Origin of the sequence: Aquimarina callyspongiae, from assembly GCF_034322225.1 — a bacterium.
GTDB lineage: Bacteria > Bacteroidota > Bacteroidia > Flavobacteriales > Flavobacteriaceae > Aquimarina.
Window position 1 is genome coordinate 164,458 of sequence record NZ_JAXLPA010000001.1, and the last position, 24,950, is coordinate 189,407.

The following is a 24,950-nucleotide window of genomic DNA, read 5'->3' on the forward strand; positions in this document are numbered from 1 at the left end:
TTTTTAAATTACTCCATCACTCCCATTCTTAAAGCAAGAAGAGAGTTATATTCTAAAGATTTATAATTTTATTTTTTCGTATTGTATGGTTACATCATTAAATAATCGCGCTAATTCATTGCTAATCTTATAGATTTCTTCATCTTTAAATTCTCTTCTTAAGAGTTTGATCTTATTCTTTTTCATAGTATTCCATTTAGAAAAAGCTAATCCAATTTTCTCATCAATCTCGGCTGTATTGAATTTAGAGACTAACAACTTGTTAGCAGCTCCATCTAATTCGTGAAATACGTTTACTAACATTTGTTCTGAGTTCTTGTCTTTAAGTTCTGTGTGATTAGCATAATAATACAATCCCAAACGTTGTGAGAGCATTCGCTGTCTACCAGATATATCAATAATTCTTTCTAGTTCTAATTTATCTTCTATTTTATATTCCTCATCGATTACTTCATCGATTTTTTGAAAAGACTTCTTGGATTCATTTATAATAGATAAAACTACTGAATTGGTAGCCTTTAATAAATCAGTATTGATATCGATTATTCTTTTTGCATTTTCATAATTAGACCTAGTTTCTAAATTCTTTTTATATTCTTTCCACAATTCCTTTACCTTATTTAGTTTTTCTATAGTTTCTTTATCTACAGTATTTTCAGATAGAATTCTATTTTGCTCTTCAAAAATAACCTGACTAGTCATCAAATCTTTTTTTGCTTTTGGATCATTAGAATAGTTTAATAAATATAAATAGGCTTTGGTCATTTTTTGAGTAAGCATACGTTGTTTCCCGGAAATGTTAATAGCATTATTAAAAGTCAACACCCCATATTTATCATTCATTTGTGCTTTTAAAGAAATAGTATTCAACACTGCTAATAGTACTAAGCATACTGCATTTTTTCTACTTTTCATAGAGATTTAGTTTTAAGATTTTTAAACGTTTTTATAAACCTAAAATGATAATCCATGAAGTTGGTTTCATAAAATACATTTTAAATTTTCGCCAAATTTATCTCTTAGAATATTTAAGGAATATGATATCGGTCATATATAAATCTAATGATTAGTCTATATATATTTTAATAAGGATTGCTTAATAAAAAGGTTCGTTATTAGTAGATATTAAAACAAAACACTCTTAATATCTACCTAAAAACAAAGAAGAAATTATAAAAAATTTTAAGTAGTGATTTTCAACAATAAATTAGGATCTGGACAATTCATTTGATAATATACTAAATCTTTCTTGTTAGATACTCCTGGGTAATCCCCGATCATCCCTTGCATATCTCCAATAATTTGAAAATGTAAATGAGGTGCATAATCTCCATTTACAGAGGCATCACCCAAAGTGGCTATCACTTCTCCAGCTTTTATATCCTGTCCTTTAGTAATATTTTGAATAGATTCAACACTTAAGTGACCATATAATGTATAAAAGGTGATACTGTTTATAGTATGTTCCAGAATAATAGTAGGACCATAATCTCCATAGTTAGTATTATTCTTAAAACTATGTATTTTTGCATCAAGGGGAGAAAGTATTTCTGTTTCTGCATCACACCAAATATCTAAACCTAAATGAATATTCCTTTCGGTTTCCGGATCTTGCTTATTAAAATATGGGCTTCTACTATACATAGATCTTATTTCCTTATATCCTCCAAATGCTACTAGTGCGTTCTTTTGGGATAAATAACCTTTTATATAGTCTTCAAACACCTGGGATGAGGATGTATCCATATCTTTTAAATCCGGATTTGATATAGATAGATCAATTATTACATAATCTTTGTTTGAAAACTTTGGAGACACTATAGGAACAAATCCTTCAGTTAATCCAACAATAAAATCTGAAAAGTCTGTATTAGTCATGAAGAGTTTGCTCATAAAATTTTACTTGTTTTGATTTCCATTTTTTAGGTAATTGTTTTAGTAATGATTTTCTAAAATTGTGATAATCTACTGTAATTGTATGCCTTGGTGTATCAATCTGTTTATAATGTGGATGTGTAACTTCTCGCTCACAAAGCTTTTTAATATTAGTGGGCATTTTCCATTGATCAACAAGGTAATTTGCCAAAATTTTACTTTGTAACTCAGATCCAGGCCATATGCATCCTAAAGGTTGAAACATCCCTATAAAAAATAAATCATGATAATCTGGGTGAAACATTTTAAGATATAAAGGAACTGGTCCTTGACTATAATCAATAAATGATTTTTCAAAAAAAGTATGCTTTAAAACATATCCTGTGCAAGCAATAATCACGTCAAATTCTTCTTGGGTATTATCTGTAAAATGTACTGTATTATTCTCTAGTTTTTTAATATCTACTTTGGGATGTACCTTTCCGTGTCTGATCTTATACAACAATTCATCATTGATAGTTGGGTGTGTTTCCCCAAATTTTGTTTTTACATCCTGAAGTCCGTACAGTTTATTTTTTCCTAACAAAATATTGAGTAATCTATCATTAAGCCAACTTCTTATTTTAATAGGAAGCCAGGAAGAACGTGACCCTACTAAATCTGATGGCAATCCAAAGAAAAATTTTGGGATAATTCGATACCCTCTTCTCCAACTAATACTAGTTTTCTTACTTACTCTGCTGGTTTCGACAGCTACATCACACGCAGAGTTACCACCTCCAATAACCAATACCTTTTTATCAGCATATGGCGCAGCTTTTTTATAATTGTGAGAATGTATAAACTGTCCTGTAAATTCGCCTGGATATTGTGGTATACGAGGAACAGAATGGTGTCCATTACAAACTACAAGATCTGTAAATACTTCTTTCTTTTCTACCCCATTGCTTATACTTGTGACCTGCCATTCATTGGATTTAATACGTTTACAGTGTTTTATTGAAGTTTGGAACATTATGTATTGATAGAGATCAAACTTCTTTGCATATGCCTGAAAGTATCTCCTAAGCTCATCATGCGAAGGATAATCAGCAACCGTTTTATCAAAATCATCAAATGTAAAATCTTCATACTGAGACAAAGTCTTTGAACTAATGATATGAGTTGTTTCAAAAACACTAGAGTGACTTTCATCTTCAGAATAAATCCAATTCCCTCCTACTTCATTGTTGCGATCATAACAAATAACATCCAGCCCTTTATCTTTTAGATTTTTAAGTGCTGTTATACCACTTGGCCCAGCACCAATCACACATATTCTTTTTTGCATATATCAATAATTCCAAAAAGTGACTATAAAGAAAAAATCCTTAATAGTATACTTTTATTTTATATGCATGTAAAATAAAGAATGTCTGTTATTTTAAAAAATATTTTAAGATTTTAACCTCTTTCTATAAAGAAAAGATCCTGTCTATTCGTCTTTTGAGTAACGTAACTTGTAAAAAAAACAATGCTGCTAAGAATAGAATCCCGTAAGTCGTTGTCTTATGCAATGTAAAATCTGAAAGAGGGTTTTTAAACTCTATTTTTTGAAGGAATGAAAGATCAAATCTTCTTAAAATTGGTTCATTGTTATTAGAAAAATAAAATACCGAAATCAGAATGGATAATACAATTAATGCAATTACTATCCACGCTTTTCTGGAGATTAATGGTTTATACTCTATAGAACTTTGTATTTCAAGAGCATTAACCTGACTCATCACATTCTGTAGAAACCCTACTGAAGGTTTTTCTAAACCTGCTTCCTTTACTAAACCTTTTATGTTTTTAAATTGCTCTTCCATTTCTTGTACTAATTTCTGGAGAAATATGATGTTTCAGTATCGAATATAGTTTTTTTCTACTTCGATACAATTTTATTTTCACATTATCCGCTGTTAAACCAACAATTGGTATAATTTCTTTTACACTTTTTTCTTCAAAATAATATAATGTTATTATAGCCGCCTCTTCTTTTGGAAGTTGCATTATACTATCTGATATGATTTGTTTTCTTTCTTTATCTTCTAAATATGCCAAAGCATCATTAACTAAGCCTACTTCTCCTTCACTAATCTCCTCAATAAGTTCTGAAGTCATCATACGTTTTGATGCTTTAATCGTATCAAGGCTTTTTCTATAAGCGATAGTATACAACCATGTAGAGAACTTAGCATCTCCTCTATACTTATTTAATGACTTATACGCTTTGATAAAAGTATCCTGTGCTACTTCTTCTGCTTGTTCTTTATTTTTTATCATACGATAAACTACCGTGTATACCAAACTTTGATAACGCTCTACAAGAGTTGAAAAAGCATTTACCTGCCCTTCCAGTACCTGGTCTATATAATATTGATCTGGTTGATGGTTCATTTCTTCATAAGACGACTCTTATTTATATATGGTTACAGAATTTATTCTATAAAGTACAAAATATTTTTTTTAACCTTTTTTGTAACCGATTTCAAGAACTTAACGTCATAGTTAAAAAACGAACAGTATTAATCATTAAAAATTAAAATTATGCACGCAGGAGAAGTACTTATACCCATTGCCGTATTTGGTTGTATTTTTGGGATATTTTATTTATTTGTTTCGGCTAGAAACAAAGAACGTATGGCCCTTATTGAAAAAGGCGCTGATGCCTCAATTTTTTATAGTAATAAGGAAAGAAGAGTAACTCCATTTTGGAAAGTTTTTGTTCTTAACTTCTCATTATTACTTATGGGAATTGGAATCGGTATTTTTATAGCAGGAATATTACATTATACTTTAGGAGTAGAAGAAGGGATCGCTTATCCAGGAACTATCTTTTTAATGGCAGGCGCAGGATTATTTACAGGCTTCAATATGACTAAGAGTTTAGATAAAAAAGCCTGATTGAACTCATTACAACAACAACAAAAACAGACTGCAGAAATCATTCCACAGTCTGTTTTTTTTATGCCCTATTTTGAATATATGTTTGAAATTAAAGTAGCTTTTAAAGTATTTCTTATAATCAAAGCCTAAACACACCTTGGCCTTGCTTAATAAGCTTTTATATCAATTTAAGATTGTCATTCTATGATGTTAACATCAAAACAAAACTTCTAGAAAGCTATGAAACATCTATACCTTGGTACCTTTTAACTCTTACAAAAGAGTTTTCTACCGCCTTAATATTAATTACAATACATCTTATCATATAATAAAATAGATCGTCTTCTCAGACGATCTATTTATAATCCTATATATTATTATAATACTTTATTCTACTACTTCGCTGTATTCTTCATTTAATTCTTCTTCGAATTTCTCTACAACTATAGACTCTCCTTTATTGTTTTCTAAAACATACTTCCCAACAGGTAATTGACTTAAGTCTACTATTCCAACAGATTTAGACAAAATGTGTACAGTATATTTTACTTCAAATAATTTAATTTTATCACCTTCTGCAAAATCTACAACAGTTATGATATCTCCTTCTCTTTCAATATTTAGAATATTAGATTCTGAATTAACATAGTAGTTCCCTAACTCTTCAGCCAAATCAGCACTTCCATTCATATCTCTTTCACTATCACTTACTACATATTCGTCTCCTAAAGCTTCTTCTAAAACTAAAGCTTCATTAGTCTTCTCAATCACTACAGATTTTCCTTCACTATTTTCTAATAAATATTTACCTACCGGTAACATACTAAGATCAATTTGACCTCTTGTTTTAGATAAGATATGATCACCCGATTCTACTTCAAACAATTTTAGTTTATCTCCTTCCTGAAAATCAACAACACTAACTACAAGACCATCTCTTTCTATCCTAAGAGTATCGTCTGCACAAAATGCATTTGCATTGAAGAAGAAAAGTAGACCTAAAATAAATACTATTGCTCTCATACTATTGTAATTTAAAACGTAATTTTTGTGCACGTTTATTACGGGATTACCTTACAATAATATTATTAAATTATTGTTAAGTAAAGGAAATACAAGACTTTTAGATCAAATGAAGGTGATTTTCGACAAAAGACACAAAAAGTGTAAAATATTAAATTTTAAAACCACAAACATCTGATTACCAGATATTTATTTTTTAAATATTCGTAAAAACATAGACAAACAGCACATTATTAAGGTAAAAGCATCAAAATTCAAAATTTCACCTTATTAAAAAAGCTCTAAATCAACAACATAGACTATTGATATCTTATATCTAAAATGGCGGAAATCACCCCTTTTTATAAAAATTGATGCTATTTTTAGGTAAACGAAATGTTAAAGAATTACAAAAGCTCCATAAACCTTAAAGGCTTATAGAGCTTTTCTACAATTAACACATTACTATAAAATTATTGCAATATCACTTGGCTATATTTAGCGTTTATTGTTATTGCTTTGTCTGTATTACGGGTATTTTGAAACCCGTTAATAAATACATTTCCAAAATTTCTTCTCACATTGGCTTCTACAGTCTTAGATAAAGCTATTCTACTTTGAGCTCCACTATATGTAAAATTAAATGCTGTTTTAGGTAACTTTAATTTAAAATCACTGTTTTCTACGGCTAGATCCAAGGTAGAAAAGGATTCTCCCAGATTAGCTATTGTAATAGCGCCAAAACTTCCAGAGATTGCTCCATTTTCATCTAATTGCTGTATAAATATATTACTGGAATCAGCATTAATAAGAAGGTTTTTTGCATTCTGTATTCTACAATTCTTTACATAATTTACCATTAATCTACCATTGTTCCATTCACGAACTAAGACAGGTGAATATGATGCTTTGATAAAAGTTTGATCTCCTTCGATAATATTGGCATCTAACTTTGTATGTGATAAAGAAGCTTTTACATTATGCGCTCTTTCTGCTAATTTCACGTTTCCATGTCGAATATTAAGTCGCAATCCTGCTTCTTTGGGTATACGGATTTTTATCTTCTTACTAGTTGTTGTATTTGGATTGGTTTTTTGAGTACTATATTGATATATTGTGATATTAGCTCCTTGCTGTTGATTATCGACAGCTCTTACAAATTGTGAAGACCAGGCACTCATGCGTCTTGCAAATTCATTTCCCCAGGCTTCTTGTATACGAATTTCCATCTGTGGACTGATCTTTTGACCATTTTGTTCCATTTGCTTCTTCCAGTCTTTCAATGCCAATTCAAAATTATTACCGAATTTTTCCTTTATTTGACTTTCCCATTGTTTCACATATTTTTCTTCATCCTGCTTATTCTTTCCATAATTAAGACTAACGTCAGAAGAGTTTTCAGGAAGTGCGCTTGGCATAGGGTTGTTTGCTATATTTTCCATAATTGGACTTAGCATATCTGCAATTGCAGGACTCAACATCCTTAACTCCTGAAGTTCTTTTACAGTTACATTAGAAGCTGTGATATTTCTTGTCCAAAGGTTTCCTGCCGCAGATGTAATTGTAATCTCACGACTATTACCCAATACATCTACTTGCCAACTATCCAAGATTCGTTTACTCGTATCATCATTTAGGTTATCACCTTCAAGGTATGCCTCTACTTCTACAGTACTTTTATTCCAGGTTTCAAAAACAATATCAGTATGGCTGGTATTGAGATTTACAGTAACATCTTTATTAACTGTAAATTTTTCACTTAATTTACTTTGTTTATCCTGAGCGAGTAATCCCGCAATACAGCATACACTAAGTAGTATCGTATTAAGCTTGTATCTCATTGTAATGTTCATTTTCAATGCTCTCTAATTCTTTTAGTTTGTCATTTAATCTATTTAAAAGTGTAAGTCTCATAGTCAAATTCTCCATCATCGCTTCTACACTTTGTACGTTTGGACCTACTTCAATCAATTCTTTGTTTAGTTTTTGATATTCTTTATCAAGTTTATCAAGTCTTATCATAAAACTTTCTACCAACTCTCTGTTTCTATCATCAATTGTAATTTGCGATAATTGAAATTTTATACTCGTCAGTATACTATTTTCTACTTTTTCATATTCAGGTGATATCTCTGCAAGAGATGATGATTGTTTAGGTAAAATCACGGTAGAATTCTTAACAGTAGATTCTACAACCTCAGGATTTTCACCACTATTTTTACCAAACTGGTTGATAGCCATAAAAGAAACCGATAGTATAACAACTACACTTGCTGCAATCCTAAGCCAGGAATATCCTAGACTCCTACTTTTTTTAGGAAGTTCCTTTTCTAATCTAGCCATAAAACGATCCTGATGCCCATTTCTAATATTTTCAGAAGGGATCTGTCTATCTTGCTTTAAAAGCTCTCTAATATCCTGTGCCATCTCTTAAATGTTTTAGTTGGTCCTGAAGCTGTTTTTTTCCTCTATGTACTAATGTTCTTGACGATACTGGAGTAATATCCAAAATTTCGCTAATTTCATTATGATCATATCCTTCTATCAAAAACAGCATCACTGCATATTTATACTTCTCTGGTAATTTTTCTATAGCTTTTTTAACTTCATCTACTGTTACAGTATCAGAAACCGACCAATCATCTTGTTCTTCGACTGTACCCATCACCTGTTCATTTATAGCAATCATATTCATTTTTTTTGCTTTGAGCATATCAATGCTTTTATTTATAACGATACGCTTAAGCCAAGCTCCAAAAGTTACATCACCAGTAAACTGATGAAGTCTTGTAAAAGCTTTAATAAAAGACTCCTGCATAGCTTCTTCTGCTTCAAAAGGATCCTTAAGGAAACGTAATGCTACATAATACATACCATCACAGTATTTATTATAAAGCTTCATCTGTGCCCTACGATCGTTAGTCCTACATTGTTCTATTAGCTCGCTTTGTAACAAACTCTTTAACTTTTGGTTAGTGATTACTTACTTTAAACCGGTTTCAAATGTCATTCTCTATTAGAGACGTAATTATCTAATTCGTGTTGCAAAATTAGGTATAAAAATTTTCAAAAACATACAGAACACTGAATATCAATTTATTAATAAAAAATTAACGCTTGTTTCAGTAAGTTTTCATAAGAATTCTATACTATTTCATTATTAGATGTTTTATTAACCATAAACCAACTTAAAATGCGCAAAACTAATAAAACAAAAGTTCATCCAGATATTGACGAAATTCAAGATGTATATGCTTTGATAGAAAAAAATATGGATTGTACTAAAAAGGTGATTCTTCATATCGATTTTTTAATCGAAAGGACCGATCTTCCTGAAACCACAATTAAGTCTTTAACATCGTTGAGAAATATATGTGCAGTAAATGTTATGAATTTAGCCAGAGCAATTGCTGCTTAATTACCCCTCCAGAACTAAAGTGCACAATCCCTATATTTATAGGGATTGATGCACGCTAAATCAAAAGCTCTTTTTTATGATCACTTAACAGAAAGATCGAATCATATAGTTTTTACAAATATTTTTAAATCTTAAAACCTCATTAAACGTATTTAATTAAAGTCTAAATAAATTATCTTTAGAAATAATTAAAAAATCATCTCATGCCAAAACTCTTGAAGCGAATTATTTTTATCCTTATAGCAGTTGTTATTATTGGATATGCAGGTATGCTTATTTTGAAAAACAATACAAAAAAGCATAGTCCTGAAGAAACGATTACTCATATTGCAAAAGAAGCTACATTTACTGTCTTCTATAATCGTCCAAATAAAAAAGGAAGAGAAATTTTCGGAAAACTAGTTCCTTATAATGAAGTATGGAGAACCGGAGCTAATGAAGCAACCTCTTTTACAACAGATAAGGATATTCTGGTTGATGGAACAACTCTTAAAGCTGGAACCTATACTTTGTGGACTATTCCTAATCCTGAATCCTGGAAAGTAATCTTTAATAGTCAAGAATATGGTTGGGGAGTAAGTTTTAAAGATGGCAAAGCTGCACGTGACCCTCAATTTGACATTCTAACAGTAGAAGTTCCCGTTCAACCATTATTGAATGAAGTCGAGCAATTTTCTATTTATTTTGAAAACGCTAATGATTTTACCATTATGTACTTAGCTTGGGATAAAACTGCCATTGCTGTTCCTATTAAGGTCTAATTATTTTTTTCGAGCCTTTCATTATAATATTAATTTATTTGTAAAAAGGATTTATAACTTTGTCCTAAAGCTATATTGTGCCTAAAGAGAATTCTGAACATAAGGATCAAAATGCCAAAGTACCTTCTAGTACAAAAGATCAGGCTATTCATCGATTCAAGAAATCGCAACAAAAAGAAATAGTTGTTGATACTATTTATAATGCAATTATCTCAAAAAAAACAACTGCGTTAAGTAAAGGGATTACTTTAATTGAAAGTACTCGAAAAAGCCACCTTGAAAAAGCTCAGGAATTAATTGAAAAATGCCTTCCGCATGCTAATAAATCGATAAGAATAGGGATTACTGGAGTGCCAGGAGTGGGAAAGAGCACCTTTATTGAAGCTCTTGGACATGAATTAATACAAAAAGGGAAAAAAGTTGCAGTTTTAGCAGTTGATCCCAGTAGTACCATATCAGGAGGCAGTATACTTGGAGACAAGACACGGATGGAATCATTAGTTCGTTCTCCAGATGCTTTTATAAGACCTTCTCCGTCAGGAAACTCATTAGGTGGTGTAGCACAAAAAACCAGAGAATCAATCATTCTTTGCGAAGCTGCTGGGTATGATATCATTATAATTGAAACCGTAGGTGTTGGACAAAGCGAGACAGCAGTTCATAGTATGGTTGACTTCTTTTTACTTTTAAAACTTGCAGGTGCTGGTGATGAATTACAAGGCATTAAACGTGGTATTATTGAAATGGCAGATGCCATTGTAATCAATAAAGCAGATGGAGATAATCTTAAGCGTGCCAGAGAAGCTAAAAATCAATTCAGAAAAGCATTACACTTATACCCACTTGCTCAAAGCAGTTGGTCACCAGAAGTATTAACTTGCAGCGCACTTGAAAAACAAGGAATTGAAGAAATCTGGGACCTAATTCTAAAATATCTCGACATAACGTCTAAGAATGGATTTTTTGAAGAAAACAGAGTTCAACAAAATAAATTTTGGTTACTACAAACTATTGAAGAACAGTTAAAAACTAATTTTTATAACCATCCACAAATTAAAGATTCGATACAATCACAAATTAAAGCTGTCCAACAACACAAAATCACTCCTTTTGCCGCTGCCAGACATCTTCTTAAGTTAAGTAAAGAGGACTAATAATATGAGAAATTTTTATCATTAATACATATTCTCAATTAATAACTTTTATTTATCATCAATGTCTCCTACCTGTTCTTTGGTTACACCAGTAGGAACATCTGTATTCGCTCCACTTTCTTCAAAGCTCTGCATAGTATCAGCAAGTCGTTTACTAATTTTAACTAAGTAAATCGTATCCAAAGTTTTTACTTCAACCGCTTCAATTGCTTCATTATACTGATTTCTGAATGAAATAATATCTCTATCTGCATAGCCATCCGGGAACTTTTCTACAAGAAGATTAAGAATGTTCTTGTTTAATTTTTTGTAGTCAACAATTACTCTTTTCATAGTTTGCAGGTTTATTTAGTTACAAGGGCAAATATTAAAGATGATACAATACATTCTGGGTTGATATTTTTAACTCACCCAAGTCAATTTTTATACAACATAAAGTGTTCTAGTTACATTACTACAATTTAAAATAAAAAAACCGAAATTTGATTATAACTTTTTAAAAATTAGATTATTTTTTAAATCTAATTAACACGTTGATAATCAATGTTTTTGGTTTTTAGTTTTCATATTTCTAAAGTTTTAAAACAGGTCATTAATTACAGCGTGTGTGATATATTATTCATCGTTTTTTTAATGAGTTTTGAAAAAAAAGCTCATTTCATCTAAAGCAAATAATATCTGGTTTTTGACGTTATCTATGTCGATATTATGATAAAGAATATTTTACAAAAAAAATGGGTTAAAGGCTTTCTGATTATTCTTGGTCTATGCTTTTTACTTTTTATAGGTTTATACAGTAGTATATATTTTGGTTTTTGGGGTGCACTGCCAACCAAAGAAGAATTAGGTTCATTAAAACAAGCTGAAGCGACTCAGGTATTAGATAAAAACGGCCATTTAATTGGTAAATATTATATATATGATCGACAACCTATTGTTTATCGAGATCTACCTCAACACTTAATAGATGCCTTAATTGCAACAGAAGACATGAGGTTTTATGAACATAACGGAGTCGATAATAAAAGTCTTCTACGAGTATTTTTTAAAACCATTTTACTTGGTGATAGATCATCTGGTGGAGGAAGTACTATTACTTTACAATTAGCCAAAAATCTATATGGGAGAAAAGATTACGGAGCTTTTAGTATACCCGTTAACAAATTAAAAGAGTCTTTTGTAGCCAAACGAATTGAAGAAATCTATTCTAAACAAGAAATCTTAACGCTGTATTTTAACACCGTTCCTTTTCCTGACAATACTTACGGTATTGAGAGTGCCGCTCAAAAATTTTTTAGCAAGCCTACAAATCAACTTAATTTATCAGAAGCAGCTACATTAATTGGTTCTTTAAAGGCTAATCATAGCTATAATCCCAGGCTTTTTCCCGAGAGAAGTCAGTTACGCAGGGATGTTGTACTGCAACAAATGGTAAAATCAAAGTATATCAGCTCTAATCTTGCTGATAAAACCATGGGAGAACCAATACAATTAAAATATCAGTATTTTAATCACGATTTGGGTTTAGCTCCTTATTTCAGAGAAATGGTGAAGAAGGAGCTTTTTAAAATTTTAAAAAAACATAAAAAATCAGACAAAAGCGATTATGATCTTTACAATGATGGTTTGATTGTTTATACTACACTTGATTCTAAAATGCAATTATTGGCAGAGGAAGCCATGAAAGAACATATGCAAATATTACAAAATGTGTATGAAAAGTCATATGGAAATAATCCTCCCTGGAAAAACAAAGCTTTTTTAGCTAACACAATAAAAAAATTAGAAATCTATAATTCTTATAAAAAACAAGGGCTTACTGAAAGCCAAATAATTGATTCTCTTTCTAAAAAAAAGGAGATCGAACTATTTGAGTGGAAAAAAAATATTACTAAAAAAATATCTTCTTTAGATAGTTTACAGCATTATATGAAATTTTTAAATGCCGGAATGATCGCTATAGAACCTTCTACCGGTGCTGTACAAACGTATTTAGGTGGAATTGATTATCGTTATTTTAAATATGACCACGTTTCTCAAAGTGAGAGACAGGTAGGATCTACTTTTAAACCTTTTGTATATACTGCTGCTGTTGAAAATGGTTTAAAACCATGTACTTATTTTTCTACAAAAGAAGTTACCTATACCAATCTAGATAACTGGACTCCTAAAAATGCTTCAGAAAAAGAAGATCCGTACCTCAATTATACTTTAGAAAAAGCACTAAGTACTTCTGTAAACACCATTGCAGTTAAAGTACTGAATGAAGTTGGAATCCCAAATGTCATTCAACAAGTAAGAAAATTAGGAATTACTGCGCCTCTTTCAGAAAAACCGGCTATGGCGTTAGGAACAGATGCTATTAAACTAAAAGAATTGGCAGGTGCTTATGCTAGTTATATAAATAATGGTCGAAGTGTAAAACCTTATTTTATCACCAAAATCGAAGATCAAAAAGGTAATCTGATTGCCTCCTTTGAGCCTAGAATTTCTGATAGTACCGCTTATAGCGAATATACAAGACAAGTCTTATTAGAAATGATGAAATCTACAGTAAATCAAGGTACAGCAGCTCGCTTAAGAACTACGTATAAGTTACAAAATGATATTGCTGGCAAAACCGGAACTACTCAAGATAATAAAGATGGGTGGTTTGTAGGGATCACTCCAGAACTGATAACCGTAACCTGGGTAGGCAATGATAATTATAATATGGGGTTTAAAACTACAGCTTTAGGACAAGGAGCCAATACTGCTCTACCAATTTTTGCTAAATGGTACCAGAAGATGAATCAAAATAGTGATTTTGATACTATTACTAAAAGTAAATTTGCCTCTCCCTCTACAGAAGTACTGCAGGATTTAAACTGTAAACCTCAAAAACGAGATAATTTTCTGAAACGACTTTTCGGAAAAAAGAAAAAGAAAAGAAAATTTAGCGACAACACTTAAAATCTTACCATTGCTACGATTTCTTCATCATCTTGTTTAGTTAATCTTATAATTTTTGTTTCTTTTATCACTTTTTTTGTTCCATATTTTTTAAAAATAGTAACCTTCATAAACGTAGGACTTTCTACTTTTTGATATCTATCTCCATAATACTTTACCTTTACATAATATGCTCCTTTTTTGGCATTTCTTAATGTAAACTCTTCTGGACCGAAACCTTGGGTCATATCCTGAGAGATTTTACCTCCAATACTTGTTTTACTATGTTTATAATAACACTCCTCAAGATTAGGATCAATAATATGTAAATCTATATCTGTATCATTATGATTCCAATCGGTGGTTATTCTAATATCAAAATCCACTGGTTCCAAAAGTTCTTTATCAACATCACTAAGATTCAAATCATTCTTATATTCTTTAATCAGGCTTTTAATTTCATTTTTAGCAATATCAGCTATTCCTTTAAAAACACGTCTTTCAGAGTTTTTATAAATTTCTCCTGTTACAATACTATTCAACAGATCTAATGCTTCCTGACATTTTCCTTCATTTTTATAAGCCAAAGCTAAATCTCTATATGATTGGGAATCTTCTGATCTTATATCAAGTATTCGCTTAAAGATAAAGGAAGCTAATCCATATTGCTCATTAACCTGTAATTGATACCCATATACTTTTAACAATTCATAATTATCAAAATCTATTTCTGGTATGTTAGATAAAATTCTTGATGAGTATAAAATATCATTATACGTATTCTTAAAATAATTAGAAACATCAACAAAATAAGCTGGAACCTCCTTGTAATTAGAGCGTTGTTTTAAATATAATTGATATGCTTCTTGCAATGTTTTTGCTTTCTTTAGTTCAGATATGTATTCAGCATCAACGGGTCTATCTTTTAAAGTAAGATCTCCAGAATATTTTTTAAACGGTGGATTTGACGGATCATAAGAAGAAACAGTTACAATTGGTGTAGAAAACTTTCCTGAATCATCAATGTTAAAAACGATAGGTAAAGCATATCGTACCTCAACTGGTCTTCCTCGTTGTTTACCTGGAATCATACCTGGAATCTTTTTTAATACTCTTATAACTTCTTTTTCGAGTTTTGGATGAGGAGCTCTAACTAATATATTATTTACTTTACCCTTTCTATCTATTGTAAACATTGCATATATTCTTTGAACCCCCAAAGGCAGTCCTAGATCTGTTCCTATTTGAGTATTAAAGTTCCTACTCACTATACTTCGTATATTTTGAGAAAAGCAATTTTTCCTTTCATCTTCTGTGGTGTAAGGTTCACATCCTGGAAATACAGGAATCTGTTCGATCACAGCAAAAGAAACCAGCGAAGTATCTTCATCATCCATCTCTATATCTTCTACAGCTTCTACTTCCTCTACCTCTACAATTTCTTCTAATACAGGTTCAGGAGATCTTAATAGTGCAGGTTCTTCTGCGATTGTTTCATCCTCTACTATTTCAAAATCCTGAGTGATCATTCTTTCTTCATTCTCTGAGGACTCTTGTAATGACCATACTATTTCCTGTTCCTTTTTATTTTTAGAAGCTAGAATTCGGTTATATTCTTCTAAGAGTTCATCTGGTGGAGTTATCTGGTACCTGACATAATCCATTACATTTTCCAAAACGATCAAAGAGGTATATTCTGTAATCAAACTATACTCCTTACCCAATACAGTAATTTCATCCTTATTCCCTTCAATATTTTTCTCCAGATGATCTAATTTTTTCTGCCCCCATATTCTTTTGATATTTAAATCTGAATCAAGTTTATTATCCAGGTTGATAATAACACTTTTGGTAATTTCATCTTTATATCCAAAGTTTAATTTTATGTTTTCTCCTTTTTTAAAGTTTTTACCAGCAATAGAAAAATCGTGAGATATTGTAGTCGCTGAAAAAGGGTATATCTCTATATCTTTTGACGAGGATTCATATCCAAGAAATTTAAATGATTCATATTGCACACTTTCAAGAGCTTCTTTTATAGAGTTCGTTTTAAGATTAACATATCTTCCATTATTAACTTCAGTACTATTTTTTAAAGTTGCATGATTGGCCTTAACTAAACTATTTACAACAAAAAATGGGTTTTTAGACTTTACATCAAATTCACTTAAACTCACTATCCCATCAGAAAATAACATTGCTATATCTGAATCATTGATTTCTTTAAATATCCCATTATAAGAAGTTCCTCCATCATAAACAGTTTGTTTTATTGTTTCTTTTAATTGATCCCAATTAGATTCTTTAATATTAAAAACAGTATTCGATAATCTTATATTACTAAACGTTATTAATTGTACTTCTACATTTTTAAAATATGAAAAACACTCATCCAAAAACTTAATTTCTTTTTCTATATCTCTATCTTTCATAGAAAGTGATGTATCCCAGTAAAGGATAATCTTATCTGGTTTTTCTCTTAATCTCTTTCCTGGTATTATATTCTTGTATACATAAAAATAATCCTCTGACATTACTAATTTCTGAGAATCCAAAGCGAGTGGTATTTTAACAGAGATACTCTTATTGGGGGTATAATCTTTTTTAGAAACTTTTGTGGTATAGTTTCTCTTCCAGTCATCAAAATCCAGTCCTGATATTTTTCCTTTCTCTACAAGTGGTTTAATTTTTTGATCAAAAACTGATATTTCTAAAGTAAAGTTTTCTAATCTGTTTTTAAATTGTAGCGGTAAGTTGTAATAATGTGCTCCATCATCAAAAGACAATTCTTGCTCATAAGCTAACACTACTCTTTTATGACCTTTTGACGGAATTGGATAAATTCTTGCTTTATAGTTGTTTCCTGTTCCTTTTTCTAATAAAGCAGGATCTACTCTTCTTCTTACAACAGCTTCAAAAGCTATTCTTCCTAGCTCTTTTTCTACTACTACTGCTTCTCTAAGTTTTCCATTAACATCCAATGCGAACCTAGAAACATTTTGCCCTTCTCCTAATGGAAATGACAGCTCCCCCTCCAAAATAGCATCTGTGGGATTATAAAACAGCATATCATATGTTGTCGTAGCGATATTTCCAATCACTTCAACTTTAATATCTAAAGAAGATAGCCCTAAAGGTTTATTGCTTACATTAAGTACAGGAGCGTCCTGTGAAAAAGCGGCAAAAAAGTACAATGTGGTTACGATGAAAGAATAGAGATTTTTCATAAATTAATCATAGTTTTAACGTTAGATGGAATGGATAGTGTCTTGTTGTAGAATCAAGTTCTATGCCATTAATCTAATCTATAACACTTATGAAAAATCCTTGGTATGCAAAATCTGATGTAGTAAAAAAGGCACGTTAATTAAGGTAACGTATGTTCTAAATCATCATAAAAAGAATTATCTCTTTATGAATTATCCCCCATATTTCTTTACCAAAAAAGTATGTAGTTTGTAAGCTCCTAGACCTAAAAAAATACCGATCGCCATACCAGTTATAATATCACCAGGATAATGAACTCCTACATATATTCTACTATAGCTTACTACTACTGACCAAGCTACCATAAAAGGAAAGATATATTTTAGGCGTTTTTGTAGTGCTAATCCTGTAAAAAATGCCAATGCCATGGAGCTTGCAGCATGTGCTGAGAAATAACCGTGTCGCCCACATCGTTCTGCAATGAAACGAGTAAATTCTGCTACTCCATCGGCTCTGCAAGGTCGAGGCCTCATAAAAAGTACATTCTTAAACAAATTTGAAAGTTGATCAGATGCCGCTATCAATGCAGCTACCACCAATAGAGTAATAATTGTTCCTCTTATCCCAAAGTATTTATAAAAAAAGAACAACAATAACACATACAAGGGTATTTGATATAATTTTTCGGTCATAAAGAGCCAAAAACCATCCCAAGCAGGTGTTCCTAAATTATTTAGGTATATAAATATTTCTTTATCTAATTGTACGAGTTCTTCCATGAATACTACTACTTTGACAGGTTTGATCTTTTTTATTCATCATAACGTTCGATCTCACGATCATAGAAATCATTTGCAGCCTGAAACAAATTTCCAGCCTCATCCTGCAACTCTTTCTCATCACTCTTATCAAACTCTTCTAACCATTCTACTTCATCATTCTCCAGGTTTATAATAAATCTGGGGAATTCTGTATGAATTACAAAAATAGCATCAGGATAATCTGTATTATCCCCTAGTAAGAATTTTGGGAAACTCATAATATGTATTTGTTATTACAAAGCCTCAAAGGTAACAAGTTTTTATTGAGAAATTGTAAATTTCAAATGTTGTTATTCTATATTAATAGAAACTCTATTGTTTGAAGTAATATCAAGATTAGATGATGATTCATCAGTAACAACAGGTTGCGTGTCTCCTGCAAAAATTACTTCAATCAAATTTTCATCCACTCCTTTTTCTATCATATAAGCTTTAACATTACTAGCTCTAACCGCTGACATAATTTCATTTTCAAAAGAGGTTCCTGCATCATCTGAATGACCGGTGATTTGAATTTTATTAACCTTGAAAATTTTTACATACTGGATATAAGAATCTAATGCTTTTTTAATTTCTTCATAAGCTTCACTTTCACCTTCTAAAAACTCTATATCAGAAAAATCCAGGACCATCCCGCAAATAGCATTAACATCTATTCCCTTAGGGTCTTGCATTTCTATAAGGAGTACATCATCCATATAATAATATGCTTCACTAAAAGCTCCTGAACCACGTAATGATTTTCCATTAGGACTATCTCCAAAATATCCTAAAGAGATATATTTTTCTTTCCCGCTAGCTTTATAGATTCCGCATACTTTGGTCCATACCTGAGTATCACAAATCAACTCAGATGATTTCACATGCAACCTTAGTTTTGTAGTAGGTGTTATTTTAGGAATTCTGGCACTAAAATATGCTCCTATCGAAGATGTACAGGATTTTGAAACCCCTTCTCCCGGAGAAGCATACATCTGAAAATAATAATATTTACCTGGAGACAAATTTCTATTTAATTTGGCAATAATCCCTTCTTTATAGGCACCTCCTGCAATGTACATCCCTACTTTACCCTCACCTGTTCTGGATTGTTGCGACCCAAATTGACTTAAAAATCTGGGAGATTTATGGTTAAAATCAACTTCTTGCACATAAGGATGATGCGCATCTGGTGAATTAACCAAAGGTTTCCAATCAGCAATAATTCCAAAATTTCTCATCGCATGATTCAGCTTTTTAATAGCCGGATTCGTTCTTTCAAAACTTGGGTTAGGTACTATATTCTCATTAGTAGTATGCAGTAAGTTTTGTCCTAAACTTTTATGGTTGATACTAAGGCTAAAAATGACAATAAGTAGGAAATAAAATTTGGGATTTGGGTTGTTCATTTCTTTTATTTTGTGTTAGTCTTACGACGAAATATAGTTAATTATTTCATAATATACCAAAAACGATACCAGTCTTAAAAAAGTATTCAAGACGAACGAAATAAATACAAAAATATTATAGTTGCGGTAATAAAATATGTTTCTTTAATATCCTTATGAATTCTTTTTATGAATCAGATCATTAGTGAGATAATGAAATCTGATGTACAACAATATTGCTGACGTAGTTAATCCTGCCAACAAACCGATCCAGATACCAGAGCTTTCATATTTTGTATGCAATCCGAGATAATAACTAATCGGGAATCCTACTACCCAATAAGCTATAAATGTAATCAATGTAGGTATTTTTACATCTTGCAAACCTCTTAATGCTCCTAAAACCGTTACTTGTATACCATCAGAAATCTGAAACAATGCAGCAATTACTAAGAGTTTTGCTGCAATGGTTATTACCTCAGTATTATCCACTAAGTTTTCTACATCTTTTACATCCAGATATATCTCAGGAAGAAATTCATTACAAAGGATAAAAAATATTGCAAAGACAGATTCTATTAAAAAAGTGAGTAAAAAGATAGATATAGCAATTCTCCTAAGTTCTTTAAATTGTTGTAATCCTTTTTGATTTCCTACCCTTACCATTGCAGCTACACTTAATCCCATAGCTACCATAAAAGTCATAGACGCCAGATTAAGGGCTATCTGATTAGAAGCTTGAGGGTTTTTTCCTAGAATACCAGATAACCATATTGCTGCTGTAAAAATAGCTACTTCAAAAAACATCTGTAGTGAAGAAGGAAATCCTAATGCTACAATCTTTTTCAGCATTTTATTTTCTAAAGTAAAAATCTTAATATTAGTTACGAACAGCTTAGACTTCTCCTTATTACGGAGGAAAATCCATAAAAAAGCTACCATCACAAACCTTGAAGCCAAGGTTCCTACCGCTGCACCTACAATGCCCATTTGAGGAAAGCCAAATTTTCCGAAAATCAATAAGTAATTTAGTACTACATTGACCACATTAGCAATCAAAGTAGCATACATAGGATATTTAGTCATTGACAAGCCGTCAGAAAACTGTTTAAACGCCTGAAAAACAACTAATGGGATTAATGAAACTGCCACCAGATTTAAGTAAGGCATAGCCAATTCTACCACCTCAACTGGTTGTTTCATCATATACATTAATGGCTTTGCTAATAGAATGATTAGAAATAAAACTATTCCTAAAGTGGTACATAAGAACAATCCATGTTTGAATGCAGATTTACCATTTTTAAAATTATTTTCTCCATCTGCTTCTGCCACTAATGGTGTAATTGCTGTAGAAAACCCAATGCCTAAAGACATCGCTATAAACATAAAACTATTACCTAAGGATACCGCAGCGAGTTCTGCTGTTCCTAACTGTCCTACCATAATGTTATCGATCAATCCCACGAAGGTATGACCTAACATTCCCAGCATTACCGGCGCAGCTAGTCTTAAATTATACCGAAATTCTTTAGAGTATTGATACAGCATTCTGTGTTTTTGAACTGGCAAAGGTATTAGAACCGATGCAAAGTAAAATATTCTTATCGTATATTTAACGTTATCTATTACCTTCTTAAACCAAAAATATGCCCAAAATCGAAATATCTGAAAAGGAAATTAAGAATCGTAATTATACCAGAATATACCTGATTGTGACAAGTGTCCTTTTTGGAATATTAATATTTCCTTCTCTTCCAATGATTATGATGTCGCCAATGATGTTTGATAGTCCCGGATCAGAAAATAGTATCCCTACAATAATTCTTGTAATAAGCATAATAGCCTATCCCATATTGACTGTAATTGGCATTGCTTTAGGCTGGTTTTTATTTACAAAAAGAAAAAACCTCATTGCAGTACTTTTTGCAAGCTTGCCTATTTTAAATATCATCATAGGAATTGCTACTATTCTTTATATGGCTATTGCTTGTAATGGCAATTTTGATTGTTAAAAAAAGTTTATTTCACGATTCAAAACCAGAATCTCCAGAGTAATAAACTTAATTTTATTTTACACCATACTTATCAAAAAGATACATCAAACTAGTCATTGTTGCAGCTCCTAATTCGAGTTCTCTTTTATTAACAGCATCAAAGGTATCATTCTTTGCATGATGATAATCAAAATAACGTTGAGAGTCAGGTCTTAAACCTGCAAGTACAATTTTTTCATCTTTTAACGGTCCTATATCTGCTCCACTACCTCCTTTGGCAAAATAATGAATAAGATATGGTTCAAAAAGAGGTTTCCAGCTTTCAACTTGTTTAAAATTAGCATCATTACAATCAAATGTAAATCCTCTAGGTGTAAAACCTCCTGAATCGCTTTCTAAAGCAAATACATGATTCTCATTTTTATTTTTTGCTACAGCGGCATATTTTTTACCTCCTCGTAATCCATTTTCTTCATTCATAAACATCACAACACGGATCGATCTTTTGGGTTTATATCCTGCTTCTTTAAATAACCTCAACACTTCCATAGATTGCACTATTCCTGCACCATCATCATGAGAACCATCTCCCAAATCCCATGAATCCAAATGTCCTCCTACTACCATATATTCATTTGGATATTGGCTTCCTGTTATTTGACCAATTACATTAAAAGATTGAACATCTTTCCAGGTACGACAGTTCATATTAACGTGAAACTTGATATTAGCATTAAGCTTAAGCATTGAGCTTAAAAGATCTGCTCCATTAGTACTGATTGCAGCTGCCGGAATCTTTTCTGCATTTGTTAGGTTTCCATAACTCATCGCTCCTGTATGCGGAAAATCATCAAGTCTTAGGTTCATTGAACGAACTATTACTCCAACTGCACCAAATTTTGCTGCTTCTGCAGCTCCAGAATATCGTTGATCAACACATCCTCCATAAGCCTGAAATGTATTTATTAGATCCGCTTGCATAGGGCGATTGAAGAACACGATCTTTCCTTCTATCTTATCGCTACCTAATTCTCTAAGATCCTCAATACCTTGAACTTCAATAATTGGAGCCTTAATCCCACCAATTGGTGTAGGCACAGATCCACCTAATGCACAAATAGGAACATTAGTAGTTTTACCTGGTTCTGTTTCTATATATGCAAACTCTGTCACTCCTCTGGTCCATTTTGGTACCATAACCGGTTGCAACCAAACTTTATCTATCCCAAGTTCTTTGAGTTCTTTTTCTCCCCATTCTACAGCTTTTTGCGCATTAATTGATCCAGAAAGGCGTGCTCCTATTTGATTGGATAGATAATCCAACCATTGATAGCTTTTTCCTTCTAACAAAGCTGTATCATAGAATTTTTTAATAAGTGTCGAATCTTCTTTTGCAGCATTGGATTGCGCATAGTTCTTTATCGAGAAAAGAACTAATAAGAGTAAGAGTATTTTTTTCATTTGTTTTTTTAAGCTAAATTTTATTCGTTTTCCAACTGTTCTTTATACAAATCTAAATTGGCTTTGGTTTTATTATCTAATTCGGGTTCTTTTATATCATCATACTCTTTTAAAGTATCATACAAAGTTCTGGCCACAATATATCGCGCTGTTGGCTTATCATCTGCTGGTATAATATACCAAGGTGCGTGTGGCAAAGATGTTTTACAAATGGCATCTTCATAACATTCTTGATATTGATCCCATAACTTACGTTCTTTTAAATCTCCGGCAGAAAACTTCCAGTTTTTTTCTTTTTTCTCTAGCCTACGAAGTAATCGGTTTTTCTGTTCTTCTTTAGATAAGTGCAAATAAAACTTGTATATCAACGTACCATTTTCTGCAATATGTTTTTCAAAGTTTCTGATTTGCTCGAATCTTTGATCCCAGAACTCATCGTTTATATCTTCTACAGAATGAATGTGAGGATGGTTTTCACCCATAATATATTCTGGATGTACACGTGTCACCAATACATTTTCATAATGTGTTCGATTAAAGACTGAAAATTTACCCCGTCGTGGCAATGCAATATAATGTCTCCATAGATAGTCATGTCCTAACTCCAGCTCCGTTGGCACTTTAAAACTATGTACTACAATTCCGCGAGTATTAAAATCTTTAAAAACTTCTCGAATCATACTGTCTTTACCAGCGGTATCCATGCCTTGAATACATATTAGCACAGCGTATTTGCCATGTGCATAAAGTGTATCCTGCAATTTACCCAGCTCTTCTCGGACCTCTTCGAGTTCTTTTTCTACTTTTTTCTCGCTAACTCCAAGGTCATAAACCGTTGGAATTTTAGCTAACTCTACTGATTTAGAAGCTTTAAAGTCCTCATGAGTAAATCTATTCATAATCCAATTTGTGTTATATCACGAAAGATACTAAAGTTTTCACTTCTCAGGAAAAAAATAATTGATGCTATATACCCAAAGAATAGGTAAGTCCAAAGGCAAACGTATCGTATCGTCTACCAAAACTTTTAAGATTTAACTCAACAAAAACATGGATGGGTGTAGTAATATTGTAGAGTCCTCTAAATTTTAATTCGGCTCCGTGATTAAAGCTTCCGGTAGTAAAGAATAGATTAGAAGTATCTTCTGCTCTGTTTAAAACTACATAATCATTGCCTACATATCCAATACCTCCTGTAATACTTATAACTTCCCAATGAAGTAACCTTACATTATATGTTACTATCAACTCATTATATACTTCGGTATTTTCAAATTCTTTAATAAAATATCGGTTATACTCTGCTATATAAGTTGTGATCTGATCTGCAGAAGTATATTGCCCTCTAATATCAAAACCTGCTTCTTCTTGCAGTCCTACACTAATAATTGCTCCAAGACCAAAATCAACACTTCCTCTTTCGTATTGCGAATAAACTTGTAATGCGGTTAAAAAAACAATTAGAGTTAAGAATTTCTTCATATCATCAATATTCAATTCCTACTATCGAGCTTCAAAATCATAACTAAATCCAATAAGAAATGTATCATATCTGCGTCCCAAACTTTTAAGATTGAATTCTGCAAAAATATGTACTGGTGTAGAGATTTGATGCAACGCTCTTATTTTGATCTGAGCTCCGTGATTAAAATCACCTGTTCTAAACCCCAAAAAAGCTTCATCCTCAATACTTTCAAAAATACTTGAGTCGTTGCCTATATATCCCATACCTCCGGTAATAGTAGTAGGATACCAATTAAATAAAATTAAATTAACTCCTAGAGCCAATTCATTATATCCTTCTACACTTTCATCTGCACCAACAGAAAACAATCGATTATATTCTCCCATATACGTAGTATAGCAATTGGGAGCGTATTCTATTCGACCTCCTAATCCTATTTCGTTTTGAAAACCAAAGTTTTTTATCGCTACCAATCCATAGTTTACAGCGCTCACTTCATATTGTGCAAAAACTGGAGCAGCAATACATAGTGCTAATATCAAAAACAAAAATCTCTTCATCATCATTGGGGCATTTAAAAG

25 protein-coding genes are annotated in these 24,950 nt (G+C 31.7%); 6 read left to right on the plus strand and 19 right to left on the minus strand.

Annotated elements, in window-relative coordinates:
* Positions 1-60: 60 nt before the first annotated feature.
* The 5 genes from U0D62_RS00680 to U0D62_RS00700 form a co-directional block, all read right to left on the minus strand.
* Positions 61-915 (minus strand): type IV pili methyl-accepting chemotaxis transducer N-terminal domain-containing protein, encoded by an 855-nt coding sequence (locus U0D62_RS00680; protein WP_322193236.1) that lies wholly within the window; start codon positions 913-915, stop codon positions 61-63.
* Positions 916-1,182: 267 nt separating this feature from the next.
* The gene (locus tag U0D62_RS00685; protein WP_322193237.1) at positions 1,183-1,893 is read right to left on the minus strand and encodes a peptidoglycan DD-metalloendopeptidase family protein; all 711 of its coding nucleotides are present in this window, start codon (positions 1,891-1,893) and stop codon (positions 1,183-1,185) included.
* The gene (locus U0D62_RS00690; protein WP_322193239.1) at positions 1,871-3,205 is read right to left on the minus strand and encodes a flavin-containing monooxygenase; all 1,335 of its coding nucleotides are present in this window, start codon (positions 3,203-3,205) and stop codon (positions 1,871-1,873) included. Before U0D62_RS00690 ends, U0D62_RS00685 begins: the two co-directional genes overlap by 23 nt.
* Before the next feature lie 124 nt (positions 3,206-3,329).
* Positions 3,330-3,725, minus strand: a complete 396-nt coding sequence (locus U0D62_RS00695) for a hypothetical protein (RefSeq protein WP_322193240.1) — start codon at positions 3,723-3,725, stop codon at positions 3,330-3,332.
* Positions 3,709-4,296 (minus strand): RNA polymerase sigma factor, encoded by a 588-nt coding sequence (locus tag U0D62_RS00700; RefSeq protein ID WP_322193241.1) that lies wholly within the window; start codon positions 4,294-4,296, stop codon positions 3,709-3,711. The genes U0D62_RS00695 and U0D62_RS00700 overlap by 17 nt, the downstream gene beginning before the upstream one ends.
* 150 nt (positions 4,297-4,446) lie before the next feature.
* Here U0D62_RS00700 and U0D62_RS00705 point away from each other — a divergent pair, with 150 nt between their 5' ends.
* The gene (locus U0D62_RS00705) at positions 4,447-4,803 is read left to right on the plus strand and encodes a DUF6249 domain-containing protein (RefSeq protein ID WP_322193242.1); all 357 of its coding nucleotides are present in this window, start codon (positions 4,447-4,449) and stop codon (positions 4,801-4,803) included.
* Positions 4,804-5,172: 369 nt separating this feature from the next.
* On the opposite strand, the gene U0D62_RS00710 is transcribed toward U0D62_RS00705, so the two are convergent.
* From U0D62_RS00710 to U0D62_RS00725, 4 genes are all read right to left on the minus strand, one after another.
* Positions 5,173-5,808: a hypothetical protein gene (locus U0D62_RS00710; protein ID WP_322193243.1), complete on the minus strand. Its 636-nt coding sequence runs from the start codon at positions 5,806-5,808 to the stop codon at positions 5,173-5,175.
* A 452-nt stretch (positions 5,809-6,260) separates the two neighbouring features.
* Positions 6,261-7,628 (minus strand): hypothetical protein, encoded by a 1,368-nt coding sequence (locus U0D62_RS00715; RefSeq protein ID WP_322193244.1) that lies wholly within the window; start codon positions 7,626-7,628, stop codon positions 6,261-6,263.
* On the minus strand, positions 7,612-8,214 hold the full coding sequence (locus U0D62_RS00720; RefSeq protein ID WP_322193245.1) for a hypothetical protein: 603 nt from the start codon (positions 8,212-8,214) through the stop codon (positions 7,612-7,614). Before U0D62_RS00720 ends, U0D62_RS00715 begins: the two co-directional genes overlap by 17 nt.
* Positions 8,198-8,689, minus strand: a complete 492-nt coding sequence (locus U0D62_RS00725) for an RNA polymerase sigma factor (RefSeq protein WP_322193247.1) — start codon at positions 8,687-8,689, stop codon at positions 8,198-8,200. The genes U0D62_RS00720 and U0D62_RS00725 overlap by 17 nt, the downstream gene beginning before the upstream one ends.
* Before the next feature lie 291 nt (positions 8,690-8,980).
* On the opposite strand from U0D62_RS00725, the gene U0D62_RS00730 reads away from it, so the two are divergent.
* From U0D62_RS00730 to meaB, 3 genes are all read left to right on the plus strand, one after another.
* On the plus strand, positions 8,981-9,205 hold the full coding sequence (locus U0D62_RS00730; protein ID WP_322193248.1) for a hypothetical protein: 225 nt from the start codon (positions 8,981-8,983) through the stop codon (positions 9,203-9,205).
* Positions 9,206-9,408: 203 nt separating this feature from the next.
* Positions 9,409-9,966, plus strand: a complete 558-nt coding sequence (locus U0D62_RS00735) for a DUF2911 domain-containing protein (protein ID WP_322193250.1) — start codon at positions 9,409-9,411, stop codon at positions 9,964-9,966.
* A gap of 74 nt (positions 9,967-10,040) precedes the next feature.
* Positions 10,041-11,120 (plus strand): methylmalonyl Co-A mutase-associated GTPase MeaB, encoded by a 1,080-nt coding sequence (meaB, locus tag U0D62_RS00740; RefSeq protein WP_416135533.1) that lies wholly within the window; start codon positions 10,041-10,043, stop codon positions 11,118-11,120.
* Between the two features lie 48 nt (positions 11,121-11,168).
* Here meaB and U0D62_RS00745 read toward each other — a convergent pair whose 3' ends face one another.
* Positions 11,169-11,453 (minus strand): hypothetical protein, encoded by a 285-nt coding sequence (locus tag U0D62_RS00745; RefSeq protein ID WP_322193253.1) that lies wholly within the window; start codon positions 11,451-11,453, stop codon positions 11,169-11,171.
* Between the two features lie 375 nt (positions 11,454-11,828).
* Between U0D62_RS00745 and U0D62_RS00750 the strand changes: the two genes are divergently transcribed.
* Positions 11,829-14,072 (plus strand): transglycosylase domain-containing protein, encoded by a 2,244-nt coding sequence (locus U0D62_RS00750; RefSeq protein ID WP_322193254.1) that lies wholly within the window; start codon positions 11,829-11,831, stop codon positions 14,070-14,072.
* Here U0D62_RS00750 and U0D62_RS00755 read toward each other — a convergent pair.
* The 5 genes from U0D62_RS00755 to U0D62_RS00775 form a co-directional block, all read right to left on the minus strand.
* Positions 14,069-17,278: a VIT domain-containing protein gene (locus U0D62_RS00755; protein WP_322193257.1), complete on the minus strand. Its 3,210-nt coding sequence runs from the start codon at positions 17,276-17,278 to the stop codon at positions 14,069-14,071. The genes U0D62_RS00750 and U0D62_RS00755 overlap by 4 nt on opposite strands.
* 192 nt (positions 17,279-17,470) lie before the next feature.
* A complete protein-coding gene (locus tag U0D62_RS00760; RefSeq protein WP_322193259.1) occupies positions 17,471-18,037 on the minus strand; it encodes a phosphatase PAP2 family protein in 567 nt (188 codons plus the stop codon).
* A 32-nt stretch (positions 18,038-18,069) separates the two neighbouring features.
* Positions 18,070-18,297, minus strand: a complete 228-nt coding sequence (locus U0D62_RS00765; protein WP_322193261.1) for a hypothetical protein — start codon at positions 18,295-18,297, stop codon at positions 18,070-18,072.
* A gap of 72 nt (positions 18,298-18,369) precedes the next feature.
* Positions 18,370-19,467, minus strand: a complete 1,098-nt coding sequence (locus U0D62_RS00770; RefSeq protein WP_322193262.1) for an OmpA family protein — start codon at positions 19,465-19,467, stop codon at positions 18,370-18,372.
* A gap of 153 nt (positions 19,468-19,620) precedes the next feature.
* Complete coding sequence (locus U0D62_RS00775) at positions 19,621-20,997, minus strand: MATE family efflux transporter (RefSeq protein WP_322193263.1); 1,377 nt, start codon at positions 20,995-20,997, stop codon at positions 19,621-19,623.
* Positions 20,998-21,095: 98 nt separating this feature from the next.
* Here U0D62_RS00775 and U0D62_RS00780 point away from each other — a divergent pair, with 98 nt between their 5' ends.
* Positions 21,096-21,461 carry a hypothetical protein gene (locus U0D62_RS00780; protein WP_322193264.1) on the plus strand — a complete coding sequence of 122 codons (366 nt, stop codon included), beginning with the start codon at positions 21,096-21,098 and terminating at the stop codon, positions 21,459-21,461.
* Between the two features lie 54 nt (positions 21,462-21,515).
* On the opposite strand, the gene U0D62_RS00785 is transcribed toward U0D62_RS00780, so the two are convergent.
* The 4 genes from U0D62_RS00785 to U0D62_RS00800 form a co-directional block, all read right to left on the minus strand.
* Positions 21,516-22,904, minus strand: coding sequence for a M20/M25/M40 family metallo-hydrolase (locus U0D62_RS00785; protein ID WP_322193266.1), 1,389 nt, complete (start codon positions 22,902-22,904; stop codon positions 21,516-21,518).
* A 20-nt stretch (positions 22,905-22,924) separates the two neighbouring features.
* Complete coding sequence (locus tag U0D62_RS00790) at positions 22,925-23,803, minus strand: PPK2 family polyphosphate kinase (RefSeq protein ID WP_322193268.1); 879 nt, start codon at positions 23,801-23,803, stop codon at positions 22,925-22,927.
* A 67-nt stretch (positions 23,804-23,870) separates the two neighbouring features.
* A complete protein-coding gene (locus U0D62_RS00795; RefSeq protein ID WP_322193270.1) occupies positions 23,871-24,386 on the minus strand; it encodes a hypothetical protein in 516 nt (171 codons plus the stop codon).
* 21 nt (positions 24,387-24,407) lie between these two features.
* The gene (locus U0D62_RS00800) at positions 24,408-24,932 is read right to left on the minus strand and encodes a hypothetical protein (protein WP_322193271.1); all 525 of its coding nucleotides are present in this window, start codon (positions 24,930-24,932) and stop codon (positions 24,408-24,410) included.
* Positions 24,933-24,950 lie beyond the last annotated feature (18 nt).

Bases quoted from the DNA above. Each gene is read 5' to 3' on its own strand.
- U0D62_RS00725 (WP_322193247.1), bottom strand. From the start codon at position 8,689: ATGAAGCTTTATAATAAATACTGTGATGGTATGTATTATGTAGCATTA.
- U0D62_RS00745 (WP_322193253.1), bottom strand. From the start codon at position 11,453: ATGAAAAGAGTAATTGTTGACTACAAAAAATTAAACAAGAACATTCTT.
- U0D62_RS00715 (WP_322193244.1), bottom strand. From the start codon at position 7,628: ATGAGATACAAGCTTAATACGATACTACTTAGTGTATGCTGTATTGCG.
- U0D62_RS00720 (WP_322193245.1), bottom strand. From the start codon at position 8,214: ATGGCACAGGATATTAGAGAGCTTTTAAAGCAAGATAGACAGATCCCT.
- U0D62_RS00690 (WP_322193239.1), bottom strand. From the start codon at position 3,205: ATGCAAAAAAGAATATGTGTGATTGGTGCTGGGCCAAGTGGTATAACA.
- U0D62_RS00695 (WP_322193240.1), bottom strand. From the start codon at position 3,725: ATGGAAGAGCAATTTAAAAACATAAAAGGTTTAGTAAAGGAAGCAGGT.
- U0D62_RS00780 (WP_322193264.1), top strand. From the start codon at position 21,096: ATGCCCAAAATCGAAATATCTGAAAAGGAAATTAAGAATCGTAATTAT.
- U0D62_RS00760 (WP_322193259.1), bottom strand. From the start codon at position 18,037: ATGGAAGAACTCGTACAATTAGATAAAGAAATATTTATATACCTAAAT.
- U0D62_RS00750 (WP_322193254.1), top strand. From the start codon at position 11,829: ATGATAAAGAATATTTTACAAAAAAAATGGGTTAAAGGCTTTCTGATT.
- U0D62_RS00785 (WP_322193266.1), bottom strand. From the start codon at position 22,904: ATGAAAAAAATACTCTTACTCTTATTAGTTCTTTTCTCGATAAAGAAC.
- U0D62_RS00790 (WP_322193268.1), bottom strand. From the start codon at position 23,803: ATGAATAGATTTACTCATGAGGACTTTAAAGCTTCTAAATCAGTAGAG.
- U0D62_RS00735 (WP_322193250.1), top strand. From the start codon at position 9,409: ATGCCAAAACTCTTGAAGCGAATTATTTTTATCCTTATAGCAGTTGTT.
- U0D62_RS00730 (WP_322193248.1), top strand. From the start codon at position 8,981: ATGCGCAAAACTAATAAAACAAAAGTTCATCCAGATATTGACGAAATT.
- U0D62_RS00765 (WP_322193261.1), bottom strand. From the start codon at position 18,297: ATGAGTTTCCCAAAATTCTTACTAGGGGATAATACAGATTATCCTGAT.
- U0D62_RS00680 (WP_322193236.1), bottom strand. From the start codon at position 915: ATGAAAAGTAGAAAAAATGCAGTATGCTTAGTACTATTAGCAGTGTTG.
- U0D62_RS00705 (WP_322193242.1), top strand. From the start codon at position 4,447: ATGCACGCAGGAGAAGTACTTATACCCATTGCCGTATTTGGTTGTATT.
- U0D62_RS00755 (WP_322193257.1), bottom strand. From the start codon at position 17,278: ATGAAAAATCTCTATTCTTTCATCGTAACCACATTGTACTTTTTTGCC.
- U0D62_RS00770 (WP_322193262.1), bottom strand. From the start codon at position 19,467: ATGAACAACCCAAATCCCAAATTTTATTTCCTACTTATTGTCATTTTT.
- U0D62_RS00710 (WP_322193243.1), bottom strand. From the start codon at position 5,808: ATGAGAGCAATAGTATTTATTTTAGGTCTACTTTTCTTCTTCAATGCA.
- U0D62_RS00795 (WP_322193270.1), bottom strand. From the start codon at position 24,386: ATGAAGAAATTCTTAACTCTAATTGTTTTTTTAACCGCATTACAAGTT.
- U0D62_RS00700 (WP_322193241.1), bottom strand. From the start codon at position 4,296: ATGAACCATCAACCAGATCAATATTATATAGACCAGGTACTGGAAGGG.
- U0D62_RS00775 (WP_322193263.1), bottom strand. From the start codon at position 20,997: ATGCTGTATCAATACTCTAAAGAATTTCGGTATAATTTAAGACTAGCT.
- U0D62_RS00800 (WP_322193271.1), bottom strand. From the start codon at position 24,932: ATGATGAAGAGATTTTTGTTTTTGATATTAGCACTATGTATTGCTGCT.
- U0D62_RS00685 (WP_322193237.1), bottom strand. From the start codon at position 1,893: ATGAGCAAACTCTTCATGACTAATACAGACTTTTCAGATTTTATTGTT.